This is a genomic window from Enterobacter sp. BIDMC92 (assembly GCF_001030225.1).
GTDB classification, from domain to species: Bacteria; Pseudomonadota; Gammaproteobacteria; order Enterobacterales; family Enterobacteriaceae; genus Enterobacter; species Enterobacter sichuanensis.
This window is the reverse complement of sequence record NZ_KQ087598.1, coordinates 3327249-3346148: the sequence shown is the minus strand read 5'-3', so window position 1 is coordinate 3346148 and position 18900 is coordinate 3327249. Positions and strand designations below refer to the sequence as shown.

Genomic DNA, 18900 nt, shown 5'->3' with positions numbered 1-18900 from the left:
GCAATAAGATGGATTATACGCTCACCCGCATAGATCCTAACGGTGAGAATGACCGTTACCCCCTGCAAAAACAGGAGATCGTAACCGACCCCCTGGAGCAAGAAGTCAATAAAAGCGTGTACATGGGCAAACTCGAGCATGCCATGCACGATATGGTCAACTGGGGTCGTAAGAACTCCATCTGGCCTTACAACTTTGGCCTTTCTTGCTGCTACGTTGAAATGGTGACGTCATTCACTGCGGTGCATGACGTTGCGCGTTTTGGGGCAGAGGTACTGCGTGCTTCCCCACGTCAGGCTGACCTGATGGTGGTCGCCGGTACCTGCTTTACCAAGATGGCACCTGTTATTCAGCGTCTTTATGACCAGATGCTGGAGCCAAAATGGGTTATCTCCATGGGCGCATGTGCAAACTCTGGCGGTATGTACGACATCTATTCCGTCGTGCAGGGCGTAGATAAGTTTATCCCAGTGGATGTCTACATCCCGGGTTGTCCGCCACGTCCGGAAGCTTACATGCAGGCGCTGATGCTGCTGCAGGAGTCTATCGGTAAAGAACGTCGCCCACTGTCGTGGGTTGTTGGCGATCAGGGTGTGTATCGCGCGAACATGCAGTCTGAGCGCGAGCGTAAACGTGGTGAACGTATTGCCGTCACCAATCTGCGTACGCCTGACGAAATTTAATTTGCGCCTGTAGGCCTGGAGAACACCTTCGCATATCACTACTCAAATAGCGCGAAGCCAGGCTCAACAGTCACCACGGACCATTTGCAATGGTGAACAATATGACCGACTTAACCGCGCAAGAAGCCGCCTGGCAGACACGGGATCATCTGGATGACCCAGTCATTGGCGAACTGCGCAACCGTTTTGGGCCGGATGCCTTTACTGTTCAGGCTACCCGCACCGGGGTACCCGTTGTTTGGGTGAAGCGTGAGCAATTGCTGGAAGTTGTCGATTTCCTCAAGAAATTGCCAAAACCGTACGTCATGCTGTTTGACTTACACGGCATGGATGAACGTCTGCGTACCCACCGCCAGGGTCTCCCTGCTGCGGATTTTTCCGTTTTCTACCACCTGATCTCAATAGACCGTAATACGGATATCATGCTCAAGGTGGCATTGTCTGAAAACGACATGCATCTGCCGACGCTCACCAAACTTTTCCCGAACGCCAACTGGTATGAGCGTGAAACCTGGGAAATGTTCGGCATGACCTTTGACGGCCACCCGCATCTGACGCGCATCATGATGCCGCAGACCTGGACCGGCCACCCGCTGCGTAAAGACTACCCGGCACGTGCTACTGAATTCGATCCGTTTGAGCTGACCAAAGCCAAGCAGGATCTGGAGATGGAAGCCCTGACCTTCAAGCCAGAAGACTGGGGCATGAAGCGCGGTACCGACAACGAGGACTTCATGTTCCTCAACCTCGGTCCGAACCACCCGTCTGCGCACGGTGCCTTCCGTATCATTCTTCAACTTGATGGCGAAGAGATTGTCGACTGTGTTCCAGACATCGGCTACCACCACCGTGGTGCTGAGAAGATGGGCGAGCGTCAATCCTGGCACAGCTACATTCCGTATACCGACCGTATCGAGTACCTCGGCGGCTGCGTAAACGAGATGCCATACGTGCTGGCCGTTGAGAAACTGGCAGGTATTACCGTTCCGGATCGCGTTAATGTCATCCGCGTGATGCTGTCAGAACTGTTCCGCATTAACAGCCACCTGCTGTATATCTCCACCTTCATTCAGGACGTCGGCGCGATGACCCCGGTCTTCTTCGCCTTTACCGACCGTCAGAAAATCTACGATCTGGTTGAAGCGATTACCGGTTTCCGTATGCACCCTGCCTGGTTCCGTATCGGCGGTGTGGCACACGATCTGCCGCGTGGTTGGGATCGACTGCTGCGTGAGTTCCTCGACTGGATGCCAAAACGTCTGGCCTCCTATGAGAAAGCCGCGCTGCGTAACACCATCCTGAAGGGGCGTTCCCAGGGCGTTGCGGCCTACGGCGCGAAAGAAGCGCTGGAGTGGGGGACAACAGGTGCAGGTCTGCGTGCGACCGGTATTAATTTCGACGTGCGTAAAGCGCGTCCTTACTCTGGCTACGAGAACTTCGACTTTGAAGTCCCGGTGGGCGGTGGTGTTTCCGACTGCTATACCCGCGTGATGCTGAAAGTGGAAGAGCTGCGTCAGAGTCTGCGCATCCTTGAGCAGTGCCTCAACAACATGCCGGAAGGCCCGTTCAAAGCGGATCACCCGCTGACCACGCCGCCACCGAAAGAGCGCACGCTGCAACATATCGAAACCCTGATCACCCACTTCCTGCAGGTTTCCTGGGGTCCGGTCATGCCGGCGCAAGAATCCTTCCAGATGATTGAAGCGACCAAGGGTATTAACAGTTACTACCTGACCAGTGACGGCAGCACCATGAGCTACCGTACCCGTGTGCGTACGCCAAGCTTCGCGCACCTGCAGCAGATCCCGTCCGCCATTCGCGGCAGTCTGGTCTCAGACCTGATTGTGTATCTGGGTAGTATCGATTTTGTTATGTCAGATGTGGACCGCTAATTATGCACGAGAATCAACAACCACAAACCGAGGCTTTTGAGCTGAGTGAAGCAGAGCGTGCCGCCATCGAGCACGAGATGCACCACTACGAAGACCCGCGTGCGGCGTCCATTGAAGCGCTGAAAATCGTACAGAAACAGCGTGGTTGGGTGCCGGATGGGGCGATCTATGCGATCGCAGAAGTGCTGGGTATTCCGGCAAGTGACGTAGAAGGCGTAGCCACGTTCTACAGCCAGATCTTCCGTCAGCCGGTAGGCCGCCATGTGATCCGCTACTGCGACAGCGTTGTCTGTCACATTACCGGTTATCAGGGCATTCAGGCTGCCATTGAGAAGAAACTCAATATCAAGCCGGGCCAGACCACCTTTGATGGTCGCTTTACTCTGCTGCCAACCTGCTGCCTGGGTAACTGCGACAAGGGGCCGACCATGATGATTGATGAGGACACTCACAGCCATCTGACGCCGGAAGCGATTCCTGACCTGCTGGAGCAGTACAAATGAAAACTGTAATTCGTACTGCTGAAACCCATCCGCTGACCTGGCGTCTGCGCGATGACAAACAGCCGGTATGGCTCGACGAATACCAGAGCAAAAACGGCTATGCCGGTGCGCGTAAAGCCCTCGGCGGCATGGCGCCGGACGACATCGTTAACGCGGTGAAAGAGTCGGGTCTGAAAGGCCGCGGCGGCGCGGGCTTCTCCACCGGTCTGAAGTGGAGCCTGATGCCGAAAGACGAATCCATGAACATCCGTTACCTGCTGTGTAACGCCGATGAAATGGAGCCGGGCACCTATAAAGACCGCCTGCTGATGGAGCAGCTGCCGCACCTGCTGGTGGAAGGCATGCTGATCTCCGCGTTTGCGCTGAAAGCGTACCGTGGTTACATCTTCCTGCGCGGTGAGTACATCGAAGCAGCAGAGAACCTGCGTCGCGCGATTGCGGAAGCCACCGAAGCGGGCCTGCTTGGCAAAAACATTCTGGGCACTGGTTTTGACTTCGAACTGTTCGTGCACACCGGTGCCGGGCGTTATATCTGCGGTGAAGAGACCGCGCTGATTAACTCCCTGGAAGGCCGCCGTGCGAACCCGCGTTCCAAGCCGCCATTCCCGGCAAGCTCCGGCGTGTGGGGTAAGCCGACCTGCGTAAACAACGTCGAAACCCTGTGTAACGTTCCGGCAATCCTCGCCAACGGCGTGGAGTGGTATCAGGGCATCTCCTCAAGCAAAGATGCTGGTACCAAGCTGATGGGCTTCTCCGGTCGCGTGAAAAATCCTGGCGTCTGGGAGCTGCCGTTCGGTACCACCGCACGTGAAATTCTTGAAGACTACGCCGGCGGTATGCGCGATGGACTGAAATTCAAAGCCTGGCAGCCGGGTGGGGCAGGGACAGACTTCCTGACCGAAGCTCACCTTGACCTGCCGATGGAATTCGAAAGCATTGGTAAAGCAGGCAGCCGTCTGGGTACGGCGCTGGCGATGGCCGTCGACCACGAGATCGGCATGGTATCGCTGGTGCGCAACCTGGAAGAGTTCTTCGCCCGTGAGTCCTGCGGCTGGTGTACACCTTGCCGTGATGGTCTGCCGTGGAGCGTGAAGATCCTGCGTGCAATCGAACGTGGCGAAGGCCAGCCTGGCGATATCGAGACACTTGAGCAACTGTGTCGATTCTTAGGTCCGGGTAAAACCTTCTGTGCCCACGCACCAGGTGCTGTCGAACCGCTGCAGAGCGCGATTAAATATTTCCGCGACGAATTCGAAGCAGGCATCAAGCAGCCGTTCAGCAATACCCATGCGATTAATGGGATTCAGCCGAACCTGCTGAAAGCGCGCTGGTAACGACAAGAATTTTGATTAACGCTCGGTTTCGACTGAGCCAACTGGAAGCATGCTAATGGCTACGATTCATGTAGACGGCAAAGAATATGAGGTCAACGGGGCGGACAACCTGCTGGAAGCTTGTCTGTCGCTCGGCCTTGATATTCCGTATTTTTGCTGGCATCCGGCGCTGGGCAGCGTCGGTGCTTGCCGCCAGTGTGCGGTGAAGCAATATCAAAACGCGGAAGACACGCGTGGTCGCCTGGTGATGTCCTGTATGACGCCAGCCACCGAAGGCACCTTTATTTCGATTGATGACGAAGAAGCCAAACAGTTCCGCGAAAGCGTTGTGGAATGGTTGATGACCAACCACCCGCACGACTGTCCGGTCTGTGAAGAGGGCGGTAACTGCCACCTTCAGGATATGACCGTAATGACCGGTCACAGCTTCCGTCGCTATCGCTTTACCAAGCGTACCCACCGTAACCAGGATTTGGGGCCGTTCATCTCTCACGAAATGAACCGCTGCATCGCCTGCTACCGCTGCGTGCGTTACTACAAAGACTACGCAGACGGCCAGGATCTGGGCGTCTATGGTGCACATGACAACGTCTACTTCGGTCGTCCGGAAGACGGGGTGCTTGAGAGCGAATTCTCCGGTAACCTGGTGGAAATCTGCCCGACCGGCGTGTTCACCGACAAAACCCACTCCGAGCGTTACAACCGTAAATGGGACATGCAGTTTGCGCCAAGCATCTGCCAGCAGTGTTCTCTGGGCTGTAACACCAGCCCGGGTGAGCGCTACGGCGAGCTGCGTCGTATCGAAAACCGTTACAACGGTACCGTTAACCACTACTTCCTGTGCGACCGCGGTCGTTTCGGCTATGGCTATGTGAACCTGAAAGACCGTCCGCGTCAGCCGGTTCAGCGCCGTGGCGATGACTTCATTACCCTGAACGCTGAACAGGCAATGCAGGGCGCGGCAGACATTCTGCGCCAGTCGAAGAAAGTGATCGGTATCGGCTCCCCGCGCGCCAGCATCGAAAGCAACTTCGCGCTGCGCGAGCTGGTGGGTGCGGAAAACTTCTATACCGGTATCGCCCAGGGCGAGCAGGAACGTCTGCAGCTGGTACTGAAAGTGCTGCGTGAAGGCGGTATTCATACCCCTGCGCTGCGTGAAATCGAATCCTATGATGCGGTCCTGGTGCTGGGTGAAGATCTGACGCAGACCGGCGCTCGTGCGGCTCTGGCGGTTCGTCAGGCGGTGAAAGGTAAAGCCCGTGAAATGGCAGCGGCACAGAAAGTGGCTGACTGGCAGATTGCGGCAATTCTCAACATCGGCCAGCGCGCGAAGCATCCTCTGTTTGTGACGAACGTAGACAATACCCGTCTGGACGATATCGCGGCGTGGACCTACTGCGCACCGGTTGAAGATCAGGCGCGTCTTGGCTTTGCCATTGCCCACGCGCTGGACAGCAACTCCCCAGCCGTTGAACTGGATCGTGACCTGCAAAACAAGGTCGACGTGATTGTTCAGGCGCTTGCGGGTGCGAAGAAACCTCTGATTATTTCCGGGACTAACGCCGGAAGCGCCGAGATCATTCAGGCTGCAGCGAACGTTGCCAAAGCCCTGAAAGGCCGCGGTGCCGACGTTGGCGTAACCATGATTGCCCGTGCGGTAAACAGCATCGGTCTGGGTATGATTGGCGGCGGCTCGCTGGAAGAAGCGTTAAGCGAACTGGAATCCGGTGCCGCTGACGCCGTTGTGGTGCTGGAAAACGATCTGCATCGCCACGCTTCTGCCGCACGCGTAGACGCCGCGCTCTCCAAAGCGCCACTGGTGATGGTTATCGACCATCAGCGCACCGCGATTATGGATAAAGCGCACCTGGTGCTCTCTGCGGCAAGCTTCGCAGAAAGCGACGGTACCGTTATCAACAACGAAGGCCGCGCGCAGCGTTTCTTCCAGGTTTACGACCCGGCATATTACGACAGCAACACCGTGATGCTGGAAAGCTGGCGCTGGCTGCACTCCCTGCACAGCACCGTGCAGAGCCGTGAAGTGGACTGGACGCAGCTTGACCACGTTATCGACGCGGTGGTGGAAAAACTGCCTCAACTGGCAGGCATTAAAGATGCCGCACCTGAAGCAAGCTTCCGTATTCGCGGCCAGAAACTGGCGCGTGAACCGCACCGTTACAGCGGTCGTACCGCAATGCGTGCCAATATCAGCGTACACGAACCGCGCCAGCCGCAGGATAAAGACACCATGTTCGCCTTCTCAATGGAAGGGAACAACCAGCCGTCTGCGCCGCGTTCACAGATCCCATTCGCATGGGCTCCGGGCTGGAACTCCCCGCAGGCATGGAACAAGTTCCAGGCTGAAGTGGGCGGTTCACTGCGCCACGGTGATCCGGGCGTGCGTCTGATTGAAGCCTCCGAAACCGGTCTGGACTTCTTCACCACCGTGCCGGCGAGCTTCCAGGCGCAGGACGGTAGCTGGCGTATCGCCCCTTACTACCATCTGTTCGGTAGTGACGAGCTGTCCCAGCGTTCTCCGGTCTTCCAGACCCGTATGCCGCAGCCGTACATCAAGCTCAACCCGGCGGATGCCGCGAAGCTTGGCGTCAACGCGGGTGCGAACATTGCCTTCAGCTACGACGGCCAGACCATCAGCCTGCCGCTGATTATCTCGGAAAGTCTGACAGCAGGGCAGGTGGGTCTGCCGATGGGTATGCCTGGCATCGCGCCGGTTCTGGCGGGTGCGCGTCTTGATAATCTGCAGGAGGCAAAAGCATGAGTTGGTTAACGCCGGATCTTATCGACATCCTGCTGAGCATTCTGAAAGCGATTGTTATCCTGCTGGTGGTGGTCACCTGCGGCGCGTTCATGAGCTTTGGTGAACGTCGTCTGCTCGGTCTGTTCCAGAACCGTTACGGACCGAACCGCGTGGGCTGGGGTGGTTCACTCCAGCTGGTCGCGGACATGATCAAGATGTTCTTTAAAGAGGACTGGATCCCGCGCTTCTCGGACCGCGTGATCTTTACTCTGGCACCGATGATCGCCTTCACCTCGCTGCTGCTGGCGTTTGCTATCGTTCCGGTCAGCCCGACCTGGGTGGTGGCTGACCTGAACATCGGCATTCTGTTCTTCCTGATGATGGCAGGCCTCGCGGTTTACGCGGTGCTGTTCGCAGGCTGGTCCAGTAACAACAAATACTCGCTGCTGGGTGCGATGCGTGCGTCTGCGCAGACGCTGAGCTACGAAGTGTTCCTGGGTCTCTCCCTGATGGGCGTGGTGGCGCAGGCCGGTTCATTCAACATGACCGACATCGTCAACAACCAGGCCGACATCTGGAACGTTATCCCGCAGTTCTTTGGGTTTATTACCTTTGCTATCGCGGGCGTGGCGGTGTGTCACCGTCACCCGTTTGACCAGCCAGAAGCCGAACAGGAACTGGCCGACGGTTACCACATTGAATATTCCGGTATGAAATTCGGTCTGTTCTTCGTGGGCGAATACATCGGTATCGTCACCATTTCCGCGTTGATGGTAACGCTGTTCTTTGGTGGCTGGCATGGCCCGTTCTTACCGCCGTTCATCTGGTTCGCGCTGAAAACCGCGTTCTTCATGATGATGTTCATTTTGATTCGCGCAGCGTTACCGCGTCCGCGTTATGACCAGGTAATGTCCTTCGGCTGGAAAGTGTGCCTGCCGCTGACGCTCGTCAACTTGTTGGTAACGGCGGCTGTCATTCTCTGGCAGCAGCCATAAGGGGCTATAGACCATGACCTTAAAAGAATTACTGGTAGGCTTTGGCACTCAGGTACGCAGTATCTGGATGATCGGCCTGCACGCGTTTGCCAAACGCGAAACCCGGATGTACCCGGAAGAGCCGGTATATCTGCCGCCGCGCTACCGTGGCCGTATCGTGCTGACGCGCGACCCGGACGGTTCCGAGCGCTGCGTTGCCTGTAACCTGTGTGCGGTAGCGTGTCCGGTAGGCTGTATCTCTCTGCAGAAAGCAGAGACGGTAGATGGCCGCTGGTACCCTGAGTTCTTCCGCATCAACTTCTCACGCTGCATCTTCTGCGGTCTGTGTGAAGAAGCGTGCCCAACCACGGCGATTCAGCTGACTCCAGACTTTGAACTGGGTGAGTATAAGCGTCAGGATCTGGTGTACGAGAAAGAGGATCTGCTGATTTCCGGTCCGGGCAAATACCCGGAATATAACTTCTACCGGATGGCGGGTATGGCAATCGACGGCAAAGATAAGGGCGAAGCAGAAAACGAAGCTAAGCCTATCGACGTCAAGAGCCTGTTACCGTAAGGAGAGGGCAATGGAATTCGCTTTTTATATCTGTGGCCTTATCGCCATCCTGGCTACGCTGCGAGTGATTACGCACACCAATCCGGTGCATGCGCTGCTGTACTTAATCATTTCGCTGCTGGCCATTTCCGGGGTGTTCTTTGCGCTGGGCGCGCACTTCGCCGGTGCGCTGGAAATCATCGTCTACGCCGGGGCCATCATGGTGCTGTTCGTGTTCGTGGTGATGATGCTGAACCTGGGCGGCTCTGAAATCGAGCAGGAACGTCAGTGGTTAAAACCGCAGGTATGGATTGGCCCGGCAATTCTGTCGGCCATCATGCTGGTGGTGATTGTTTACGCCATTCTCGGCGTCAACGATCAGGGCATCGACGGTACGCCGATCGGCGCTAAAGAGGTCGGTATTACGCTCTTTGGCCCATACGTTCTGGCGGTTGAACTGGCCTCCATGCTGCTGCTGGCAGGTCTGGTTGTTGCCTTCCACGTTGGCCGCGAAGAGCGTGCTGGCGAGGTGCTGAGCAACCGCACTGACGACCGCGCGAAAAGAAAAACGGAGGAGCGCGCATGATCCCCTTAACACATGGACTGATCCTCGCTGCGATTTTATTCGTTCTGGGTCTGACGGGTCTGGTTATCCGCCGCAATCTGCTGTTTATGCTGATCGGTCTGGAAATCATGATTAACGCCTCTGCGCTGGCCTTCGTGGTCGCCGGAAGCTACTGGGGCCAGACCGATGGTCAGGTGATGTACATTCTCGCCATCAGCCTTGCGGCTGCCGAAGCGAGTATTGGCCTGGCGCTGTTACTGCAGCTCCATCGTCGCCGCCAGAATCTGAACATCGATTCAGTAAGTGAGTTGCGTGGATGAACATGCTTGCCTTAACCATTATTTTTCCGCTGATTGGCTTCGTGCTGCTGGCGTTTTCTCGCGGCCGCTGGTCTGAGAATCTGTCTGCGACCGTCGGCATGGGCTCTGTTGGTCTGGCCGCGCTGGTGACAGCGTATGCGGGTATCGACTTCTTTAATAACGGACGTCAGCCCTTCAGCGTTCCGCTGTGGACCTGGATGTCGGTCGGTGATTTCAACATCGGTTTCAACCTGGTGCTGGATGGTCTCTCGCTGACCATGCTCTCCGTGGTCACCGGCGTCGGCTTCCTGATCCACATGTTCGCCTCCTGGTATATGCGCGGTGAAGAGGGATACTCCCGCTTCTTCGCCTACACCAACCTGTTTATCGCCAGCATGGTGGTTCTGGTGCTGGCCGATAACCTGCTGTTGATGTATCTGGGCTGGGAAGGCGTGGGCCTGTGCTCGTACCTGCTGATCGGTTTCTACTACACCGATCCGAAGAATGGCGCAGCGGCCATGAAAGCGTTCGTCGTGACCCGTGTGGGTGACGTCTTCCTCGCGTTCGCGCTGTTCATTCTCTATAACGAACTGGGTACGCTGAACTTCCGCGAAATGGTGGAACTGGCGCCGGCACACTTCGCTGCAGGCAACAACATGCTGTGGTGGGCAACGCTGATGCTGCTGGGTGGTGCTGTGGGTAAATCCGCTCAACTGCCGTTGCAGACATGGCTGGCCGACGCGATGGCGGGTCCAACCCCTGTCTCCGCGCTGATCCACGCTGCGACCATGGTCACCGCCGGTGTCTACCTGATTGCACGTACCCATGGCCTGTTCCTGATGACTCCGGAAATTCTGCATCTGGTGGGTATCGTCGGTGCGGTCACGCTGGTGCTGGCAGGCTTTGCCGCGCTGGTGCAGACCGACATCAAACGCGTTCTTGCTTATTCCACCATGAGCCAGATTGGTTACATGTTCCTGGCGCTGGGCGTTCAGGCGTGGGACGCGGCGATTTTCCACCTGATGACGCACGCGTTCTTTAAAGCGCTGCTGTTCCTCTCATCCGGTTCCGTCATTCTGGCCTGCCATCACGAGCAGAACATCTTCAAGATGGGCGGACTGCGTAAGTCCATCCCGCTGGTTTATGTCTGCTTCCTGGTGGGCGGCGCGGCGCTGGCGGCACTGCCGCTGATCACCGCGGGCTTCTTCAGTAAGGACGAAATCCTTGCGGGTGCCATGGCGAATGGTCATATCAATCTGATGGTTGCGGGTCTGGTCGGTGCGTTCATGACCTCCCTGTATACCTTCCGTATGATTTTCATCGTATTCCACGGTAAAGAACAAATTCACGCTCACGCAGGGAAGGGGATTACCCATCACCTGCCGCTGATTGTGCTGCTGGTCCTGTCCACCTTCGTTGGCGCGATGATTGTTCCGCCACTGCAGGGCGTACTGCCAGACACCACCGAGCTTGAGCATGGTCGCGTTCTGACGCTTGAAATCACCTCCGGTGTGGTCGCTATCGCGGGCATCCTGATCGCTGCATGGCTGTGGCTGGGTAAACGTACGCTGGTGACTGCCGTTGCCAATAGTGCGCCGGGCCGTCTGCTGGGCACCTGGTGGTACAACGCGTGGGGCTTCGACTGGCTGTACGACATGATCTTCGTGAAGCCGTTCCTGGGCATTGCGTGGCTGCTGAAGCGCGACCCACTGAACAGCCTGATGAATATCCCGGCGATCCTCTCCCGCTTTGCAGGTAAAGGCCTGCTGTACAGCGAGAACGGTTACCTGCGCTGGTATGTGGCGTCCATGAGCATCGGTGCGGTTGTCGTGCTGGCGCTGCTGATGGTGTTGCGTTGATCGTTAAGTGAATTTTATTCGAATTCGTTGAAAATCAGGCCCCTGCTGGGGGCCTTAAAAAGGAATGTAAATCGCCATGTTACTACCCTGGCTAATATTAATTCCCTTCATCGGCGGCTTCCTGTGCTGGCAGACTGAACGCTTTGGCGTGAAGATGCCGCGCTGGATCGCGCTGATCACCATGGGATTGACGCTCGCGCTTGGTCTGCAACTCTGGTTGCAGGGTGGCTACTCTCTGACCCAGTCTGCGGGCATTCCGCAGTGGCAGTCTGAGTTTATCCTGCCGTGGATCCCACGTTTCGGCATTACGATCCACCTGGCGATTGACGGTCTGTCGCTGCTGATGGTGGTGCTGACCGGTCTGCTCGGCGTTCTGGCGGTACTCTGCTCCTGGCGTGAAATCGAAAAATATCAGGGCTTCTTCCACCTGAACCTGATGTGGATCCTGGGCGGCGTTATCGGCGTGTTCCTGGCCATCGACATGTTCCTGTTCTTCTTCTTCTGGGAGATGATGCTGGTGCCGATGTACTTCCTGATCGCGCTGTGGGGCCATAAGGCATCCGACGGTAAAACGCGTATCACGGCGGCCACCAAGTTCTTCATCTATACCCAGGCGAGTGGTCTGGTGATGCTGATTGCCATTCTGGCGCTGGTGTTTGTGCACCACAATGCGACTGGTGTCTGGACCTTCAACTATGAAGAGCTGCTGAAGACCCCGATGTCGCACGGCGTGGAATACCTGCTGATGCTGGGCTTCTTCATCGCCTTCGCGGTGAAAATGCCGGTGGTTCCTCTGCACGGCTGGCTGCCAGACGCGCACTCTCAGGCACCAACGGCGGGTTCCGTTGACCTGGCGGGCATCTTGCTGAAAACCGCGGCCTACGGCCTGCTGCGTTTCGCACTGCCGCTGTTCCCGAACGCCTCCGCAGAGTTCGCACCGATTGCCATGTGGCTGGGTGTGATCGGTATCTTCTACGGTGCCTGGATGGCGTTTACGCAGTACGACATCAAACGTCTGATTGCCTACACCTCCGTCTCCCACATGGGCTTCGTGCTGATTGCTATCTACACCGGCAGCCAGCTGGCGTACCAGGGCGCGGTGATCCAGATGATTGCGCACGGCCTGTCCGCAGCCGGTCTCTTCATCCTGTGTGGCCAGCTGTACGAACGTCTGCACACTCGCGACATGCGTATGATGGGCGGCCTGTGGAGCAAAATTAAATGGCTGCCAGCGCTGTCCATGTTCTTCGCAGTGGCCACCCTGGGGATGCCGGGAACCGGTAACTTCGTCGGCGAATTTATGATTCTGTTTGGCAGCTTCAAAGTGGTACCGGTGATTACCGTGATCTCCACCTTTGGTCTGGTGTTCGCTTCCGTGTACTCGCTGGCGATGCTGCACCGCGCTTACTTCGGTAAAGCGAAGAGCGAAATTGCTGCACAAGAACTGCCGGGGATGTCGCTGCGTGAGCTGTTCATCATCCTGCTGCTGGTCGTACTGCTGGTGCTGCTGGGCTTCTTCCCGCAGCCGATTCTGGATACCTCGCATAGCGCGATGGGTAACATCCAGCAGTGGTTTGTTAATTCTGCTTCTACTACAAGGCCGTAATTCGCCATGACAATAACTCCACAACAACTGATCGCGCTGCTACCGCTGCTGATCGTCGGATTGACGGTGGTGGTTGTGATGCTCTCCATTGCGTGGCGACGCAATCACTTCCTGAATGCCACGCTGTCGGTCATCGGCCTGAACGCCGCGTTAGTCTCTCTCTGGTTTGTTGGCCAGGGTGGGGCGATGGACGTCACCCCGCTGATGCGCGTTGACGGTTACGCCATGCTGTATACCGGTCTGGTTCTGCTGGCGAGCCTGGCAACCTGTACCTTTGCGTACCCGTGGCTTGAAGGCTACAACGACAACAAAGAAGAGTTTTACCTGCTGGTTCTGATTGCCGCACTGGGCGGCATTCTGCTGGCGAACGCAAACCACCTGGCTGCGCTGTTCCTCGGCATTGAGCTGATCTCTCTGCCGCTGTTCGGTCTGATTGGTTACGCCTTCCGTCAGAAGCGCTCGCTGGAAGCAAGCATCAAGTACACCATCCTGTCTGCGGCGGCGTCCTCGTTCCTGCTGTTTGGTATTGCGCTGCTGTACGCACAGTCCGGTAATCTCTCCTTCATGGCGCTCGGCAAGAGCCTCGGCGATGGCATGCTGCATGAGCCGCTGCTGCTGGCGGGCCTGGGCATGATGATTGTTGGCCTTGGCTTCAAACTCTCTCTGGTTCCGTTCCACCTCTGGACGCCAGACGTCTACCAGGGTGCGCCAGCGCCGGTGTCTACCTTCCTGGCGACGGCGAGCAAAATCGCTATCTTCGGGGTGGTGATGCGTCTGTTCCTGTACGCACCGGTGGGTGACAGCGAAGCGGTTCGCGTGGTGCTGGGCATCATCGCGTTCGTCTCCATCATCTTCGGTAACCTGATGGCGCTGAGCCAGACCAACATCAAACGTCTGCTGGGTTACTCCTCGATCTCGCATCTGGGCTACCTGATGGTGGCGCTGATTGCGCTGCAGAGCGGTGAGATGTCGATGGAAACCGTGGGCGTCTATCTGGCCGGTTATCTGTTCAGCAGCCTCGGCGCGTTCGGCGTGGTGAGCCTGATGTCCAGCCCGTACCGTGGCCCGGATGCCGATTCACTGTTCTCCTACCGTGGTCTGTTCTGGCACCGTCCGATCCTGTCCGCGGTGATGACGGTGATGATGCTCTCTCTGGCGGGTATCCCGATGACGCTGGGCTTTATTGGTAAGTTCTACGTGCTGGCTGTCGGTGTGCAGGCGCATCTGTGGTGGCTGACCGCGGGCGTGGTGATCGGCTCTGCGATTGGTCTGTACTACTACCTGCGTGTGGCCGTGAGTCTGTACCTGAGTGCACCTCAGCAGCTCAACCGTGACGCCCCAACCAACTGGCAGTACAGCGCCGGCGGTATTGTGGTCCTCATCTCCGCACTGCTGGTACTGATCTTCGGTATCTATCCGCAGCCGCTGATTGATATCGTGCAGCGAGCGATGCCGCTGATGTAAAACAAAAAACCCGCCTCGGCGGGTTTTTTTATGGTTTTCTCCCTCTCCCCGTGGGAGAGGGCCGGGGTGAGGGCACCAGCCCGCACCAGATTTAAGCCAGCTGTTTCCTGCTAATCAACGGCCCGTCAATCTTCTTCATCGAGCGGTCCAGCACTTCCTCAATCACCGATGACAGTTCGTTCAGCTCAAACTTCGCCACATAACCGTCCGCCTTCACCTTACGAATATGATCTTCGTTGGCATTGCCGGAAAGGGAGGAGTGGATCACCACCGGAATATCTTTCAGCAGCGGGTCGGTTTTGATTTTACGCGTCAGCGTAAAACCGTCCATCTCTGGCATTTCGAGGTCGGTCAGTACCAGGGCAATCTTATCGGTAATCGGCACCCCTTCCGCCTGCGCCTGTGCCGCCAGGACGCCAATTTTCTCCCACGCGTCTTTACCGGTGATATGCAACTGCGCCGGAATTTCCATTGCCTGCAGACCCTTTTCCAGCATGGAGCGCGCCACTTTGGAATCTTCCGCGACAATCGCGACAGCGCCAGGCTTAATATGAAATTTGGTGGTCTTCAGATTGGTGGCATGAAGATCGTGGTTGGCCGGCGTGATGTCATACAGGATCTGCTCAACGTCCAGCACCATCGCCAGTTCGTTGGTATCCGTCTTCTCGTCAAGACACGCAATACTGGTGATGTAGCGCCCGCTGACGGCGGTTTCCGCGGCGTGCACCTGTTTCCAGTCCAGACGCATGATGTTCTCAACCGATTCCACGGCGAACGCCTGCACGCTACGTGCATATTCGGTGATCAGCAGAATGTTCAGCCCGGTAGTGGGCTTACAGCCCGCCACGGCGGCCAGATCAATCACCGGAATCACCTGATCGCGAATATTCACCATTCCCATCAGCGGTGATTTCATCCCTGCGGGTTTCGTGAACTCCGGCATCGGCACAATTTCACGCAGTTTAAAGACGTTAATGCCAAACAGCTCAGATTTATTTTCGTTAAGAGAGGTGCCGAGACGGAACAGCAACAGTTCAAAACGGTTCGACAGGGTCAGATTCGCCCTGTCATCAATATCTTTCTGGAAATTATCCATTCTACCCTCGAGAGAAATGCTGACCTTTTAATCGTTATCGGCATCCTGAGAGAAAAATGAAGGACTAAACGCTGACCTGAGCGAAATCTTCGGCCAGCTCACATTCCGGGAACAGCGCGCGACACTCTGCCAGCAGGCCTGCACACCCCCGTGCGTCGTAGCGTGAGCTGACATGGGTGATGATGAGCCTGCCGACCCCTGCATCACGGGCAAGCTGCGCTGCCTGTCGCGTTGAGCTATGGCCCCGGCTGTTGGCTTTTTCTTCCATCGCCGTTTCAAGCGTGGCTTCATGCACCATCACGTCCACGCCCTGCGCCAGGGTTAACGCTGCCGGGCAAGGGGCCGTGTCGCCAAAAATCGCCAGTTTTTTGCCGGGCTGCGGGGCGGCGAGATAATCCTGACCGTTGATGACGCGCCCATCCTCCAGCGTGACGGTCTCTCCGTGCTTCAGGCGCTGGAACAGCGGCCCGGGTTTGACGCCATCGGCCATTAGCGCGGCGGCATCCAGCGCGCCGGGTTTGTCATGCGCTTCAATGCGGTAGCCGTAGCACGCCACAGGATGATTGAGCGGGTGGGCGGTGACGTGATAATCCCCGTCATCGAAAACCAGACCGTCGTTAATCTCAACGATTTCCAGCGGATAATCCGTCCACGACCCGCTCAGGCGCAGCGTGGTTTCAACAAATTCACGCACACCCGCAGGCCCGTAAATCGTCAGCGGGTTGGCGTTGCCGGCCATGGAGCGACTGCACAGCAGCCCGGGCAGGCCAAAAAGATGGTCGCCATGCAGGTGTGTGATAAAGATTTTATCCAGCTTGCCAGGGTGATAAGCGGTGCGTAACAGCTGATGCTGCGTCCCTTCGCCACAGTCAAACAGCCACAGCCCACCGCGGGTTGGGTGTTTAAGATCCAGCAGAATCGCCGTCACATTTCGTGAGCGGGTTGGCACGCCAGCGGACGTACCCAGAAAAATCAGTTCCATAACGCAATCAGCCCTTTGCCGAACGGGGAGGGGTTTAGTATAACGTGATGAACCCCAGGAAGGAGACTGACATGATCCAGTGGCAAGATTTACACCATAGTGAACTCACCGTTAATGCGCTGTATGCCCTGCTTAAACTGCGCTGTGAAGTGTTTGTGGTCGAACAGACCTGCCCGTATCAGGACATCGATGGCGATGATCTGGTTGGCGAGAACCGCCATATCCTCGGCTGGCGCGATAACGAGCTGGTGGCGTATGCGAGGATTCTGAAAAGCGAAGACGATATTGAGCCCGTGGTCATTGGCCGCGTCATCATCAGCGGTAGCGCGCGTGGTGAAAAACTGGGCTATCAGCTGATGGAAAAAACGCTGGCAGCGTGCCAGAAACAGTGGCCAGACAAGGCGTTATACCTGGGGGCGCAGGCGCACCTTCAACCCTTCTATGGCCACTTTGGTTTCGTGCCGGTTACTGAAGTCTACGACGAAGATGGCATTCCCCACATTGGTATGGCGCGGGAAGCGAAGCAGGCGTAATGGCGAGTCGTTGGCTATAGTTAGCGGACTGGTGTACTAACATGGAGAAAAATATGTCATTTCAATCCTGGGATACCCGTATCGATGACGATCTGGCCTTACTGAGTGAAACGCTGGAAGAGGTGTTACGTTCCTCGGGCGACCCTGCCGATCAGAAATATATTGAGCTTAAAGCCCGTGCCGAACAGGCGCTGCATGAGGTTAAAAATCGCGTCAGCCACGCATCGGATACCTATTACTACCGCGCCAAAAAAGCGGTGTATCGTGCCGATGATTACGTGCATGAAAAACCGTGGCAGGGTATTGGCGTCGGGGCCGCCGTAGGGCTTGTACTCGGTCTGCTGTTAGCCCGCCGTTAGGCCGCTTAACCACTCCCTATACGTGGGTACTGATATTTCTGATGGTACCCCGTATACTAAGCGTTTTCACAGGGAGAGGTTCGCGTGCATTCGATTTCCACCGCGCTGGAACGTCTGCGTACTCAGCTTGCGCAAGCGTTACCTGCTATAACCGGTTTACGTCATTTCGACGTCTCTTTCCCGTTAAACGATGCTTTCGATCCGCTCGCCTGGCTGGGCGCGCAGCAGTGCTATCCTCAGTTTTACTGGCAACAGCGTAACGGCGATGAAGAGCTGGCAGCGCTGGGGGCGGTTACCCGGTTTTCCTCTCTGACAGAAGCCTCGCAGTTTTTGCGCGCGCAACACGCGGCAGGTGATACCCGCATTTGCGGCCTGAACGCGTTTAACCCGGAGCAGGGCAGTCTCTTTCTACCGCGCCTGCTCTGGCGACGTAGCGCGGGTCACGCCACGCTGCGCCTGCAGCTGTGGAGCGACAGTTCGCTGCAGGACGATGCCCTGGCCGCACGGGATTTCTTACAGCAGCTCCGTCCTGCAAAGCCTGTCCGCCCGCTCTCCGTTCAGGTTGAGCACGAAGCCCATCAGCCGCAACAGCCCGAATGGCTGAGGCTGGTCCGCAAAGCGACAGACACCATCGCACGCGGTGATTTTGAAAAGGTTGTCCTCGCCCGCGCTACCGACCTGCAGTTTACACAGCGCGTTAATCCCGTTGCGCTGATGGCGGCCAGCCGCGCCCTGAATTTAAATTGCTATCATTTCTGCATGGTATTCGACGCCAGCAACGCCTTTCTCGGCTCAACGCCCGAACGTCTCTGGCGGCGGCGCGGCAAGCTGCTGCGCACGGAAGCCCTGGCGGGTACGGTCGCCAGCCATCCCGATGATAAGCAGGCGCAGCGCCTGGGGGAGTGGCTGCTGAATGATGATAAAAACCAGCGTGAAAATATGCTGGTCGTGGAAGATATTTGCCAGCGCCTTCAGCGCCATACGCAGACCCTTGAAGTACTGCCGCCTCAGGTGGTGCGCCTGCGTAAAGTGCAGCATTTGCGCCGCTGTATCTGGACCGAGCTAAAACAGGCCGATGATGAGCAGTGTCTGCACATGCTGCAGCCAACGGCGGCCGTTGCCGGATTACCGCGACAGCCAGCGCGCGAGTTTATCCAGAAGGTGGAGCCTTTTAACCGCGAGTGGTACGCCGGTTCGGCCGGGTATTTATCGCCTGACCAGAGTGAGTTCTGCGTGGCGCTGCGCTCCGCCCGCGTCCAGGAGGACTCCCTGCGTCTCTACGCCGGCGCCGGCATTGTCAGCGGGTCTGACCCGGAGCAGGAGTGGCAGGAGATTGAAAACAAAGCCGCCGGATTGCGCTCTCTGCTACTAAGGGATTAATACAGATTCGCGCAATCCCGATTCATATCAAAATTCCAGTTTTTTCTATTATTTATA

General features: G+C 56.9%; 17 protein-coding genes. 15 read left to right on the top strand and 2 right to left on the bottom strand.

Translation table 11 applies throughout. The annotated features are described in order from the left end of the window. The first annotated feature begins 8 nt into the window (after window positions 1–8). The 12 genes from nuoB to nuoN all read left to right on the top strand — a co-directional run bounded on the left by nuoB (window position 9) and on the right by nuoN (window position 14493). Window positions 9–683, top strand: coding sequence for an NADH-quinone oxidoreductase subunit NuoB (gene nuoB / locus SP99_RS15630; RefSeq protein WP_003861482.1), 675 nt, complete (start codon window positions 9–11; stop codon window positions 681–683). An 89-nt stretch (window positions 684–772) separates the two neighbouring features. After that, window positions 773–2575 carry an NADH-quinone oxidoreductase subunit C/D gene (nuoC, locus tag SP99_RS15625; protein WP_025757183.1) on the top strand — a complete coding sequence of 601 codons (1803 nt, stop codon included), beginning with the start codon at window positions 773–775 and terminating at the stop codon, window positions 2573–2575. Between the two features lie 2 nt (window positions 2576–2577). Beyond that, the gene (nuoE, locus tag SP99_RS15620) at window positions 2578–3078 is read left to right on the top strand and encodes an NADH-quinone oxidoreductase subunit NuoE (protein ID WP_003861486.1); all 501 of its coding nucleotides are present in this window, start codon (window positions 2578–2580) and stop codon (window positions 3076–3078) included. After that, entirely contained in the window at window positions 3075–4412 is a 1338-nt protein-coding gene (gene nuoF, locus SP99_RS15615; RefSeq protein ID WP_008500209.1) for an NADH-quinone oxidoreductase subunit NuoF, read from the top strand. Before nuoE ends, nuoF begins: the two co-directional genes overlap by 4 nt. Before the next feature lie 55 nt (window positions 4413–4467). After that, the gene (nuoG, locus tag SP99_RS15610) at window positions 4468–7191 is read left to right on the top strand and encodes an NADH-quinone oxidoreductase subunit NuoG (protein WP_047959149.1); all 2724 of its coding nucleotides are present in this window, start codon (window positions 4468–4470) and stop codon (window positions 7189–7191) included. Further along, window positions 7188–8165: an NADH-quinone oxidoreductase subunit NuoH gene (nuoH, locus tag SP99_RS15605; protein WP_008500211.1), complete on the top strand. Its 978-nt coding sequence runs from the start codon at window positions 7188–7190 to the stop codon at window positions 8163–8165. The genes nuoG and nuoH overlap by 4 nt, the downstream gene beginning before the upstream one ends. A 13-nt stretch (window positions 8166–8178) precedes the next feature. Continuing rightward, window positions 8179–8721 (top strand): NADH-quinone oxidoreductase subunit NuoI, encoded by a 543-nt coding sequence (gene nuoI / locus SP99_RS15600; protein ID WP_003861491.1) that lies wholly within the window; start codon window positions 8179–8181, stop codon window positions 8719–8721. 10 nt (window positions 8722–8731) lie between these two features. Next, entirely contained in the window at window positions 8732–9286 is a 555-nt protein-coding gene (nuoJ, locus tag SP99_RS15595; protein ID WP_008500212.1) for an NADH-quinone oxidoreductase subunit J, read from the top strand. Further along, window positions 9283–9585: an NADH-quinone oxidoreductase subunit NuoK gene (gene nuoK, locus SP99_RS15590; protein WP_003861496.1), complete on the top strand. Its 303-nt coding sequence runs from the start codon at window positions 9283–9285 to the stop codon at window positions 9583–9585. Before nuoJ ends, nuoK begins: the two co-directional genes overlap by 4 nt. Continuing rightward, window positions 9582–11423, top strand: a complete 1842-nt coding sequence (nuoL, locus tag SP99_RS15585) for an NADH-quinone oxidoreductase subunit L (RefSeq protein WP_023325763.1) — start codon at window positions 9582–9584, stop codon at window positions 11421–11423. Before nuoK ends, nuoL begins: the two co-directional genes overlap by 4 nt. Window positions 11424–11499: 76 nt before the next feature. Continuing rightward, complete coding sequence (gene nuoM / locus SP99_RS15580; protein WP_025757186.1) at window positions 11500–13029, top strand: NADH-quinone oxidoreductase subunit M; 1530 nt, start codon at window positions 11500–11502, stop codon at window positions 13027–13029. Window positions 13030–13035: 6 nt separating this feature from the next. Continuing rightward, the gene (gene nuoN / locus SP99_RS15575; protein ID WP_023312531.1) at window positions 13036–14493 is read left to right on the top strand and encodes an NADH-quinone oxidoreductase subunit NuoN; all 1458 of its coding nucleotides are present in this window, start codon (window positions 13036–13038) and stop codon (window positions 14491–14493) included. A gap of 91 nt (window positions 14494–14584) precedes the next feature. Here the strand turns inward: nuoN and SP99_RS15570 are convergent, their stop codons facing one another. Then, window positions 14585–15589 (bottom strand): chemotaxis protein, encoded by a 1005-nt coding sequence (locus tag SP99_RS15570; RefSeq protein WP_045286087.1) that lies wholly within the window; start codon window positions 15587–15589, stop codon window positions 14585–14587. Between the two features lie 64 nt (window positions 15590–15653). Next, a complete protein-coding gene (gene rbn, locus SP99_RS15565; protein ID WP_047959148.1) occupies window positions 15654–16571 on the bottom strand; it encodes a ribonuclease BN in 918 nt (305 codons plus the stop codon). A 71-nt stretch (window positions 16572–16642) separates the two neighbouring features. Here rbn and SP99_RS15560 point away from each other — a divergent pair, with 71 nt between their 5' ends. The 3 genes from SP99_RS15560 (at window position 16643) to menF (ending at window position 18843) form a co-directional block, all read left to right on the top strand. Next, window positions 16643–17104: a GNAT family N-acetyltransferase gene (locus SP99_RS15560; RefSeq protein ID WP_025757189.1), complete on the top strand. Its 462-nt coding sequence runs from the start codon at window positions 16643–16645 to the stop codon at window positions 17102–17104. Between the two features lie 53 nt (window positions 17105–17157). After that, a complete protein-coding gene (gene elaB, locus SP99_RS15555; protein ID WP_008500219.1) occupies window positions 17158–17463 on the top strand; it encodes a stress response protein ElaB in 306 nt (101 codons plus the stop codon). Window positions 17464–17547: 84 nt separating this feature from the next. Beyond that, complete coding sequence (menF, locus tag SP99_RS15550) at window positions 17548–18843, top strand: isochorismate synthase MenF (protein WP_047959147.1); 1296 nt, start codon at window positions 17548–17550, stop codon at window positions 18841–18843. Window positions 18844–18900: the final 57 nt, after the last annotated feature.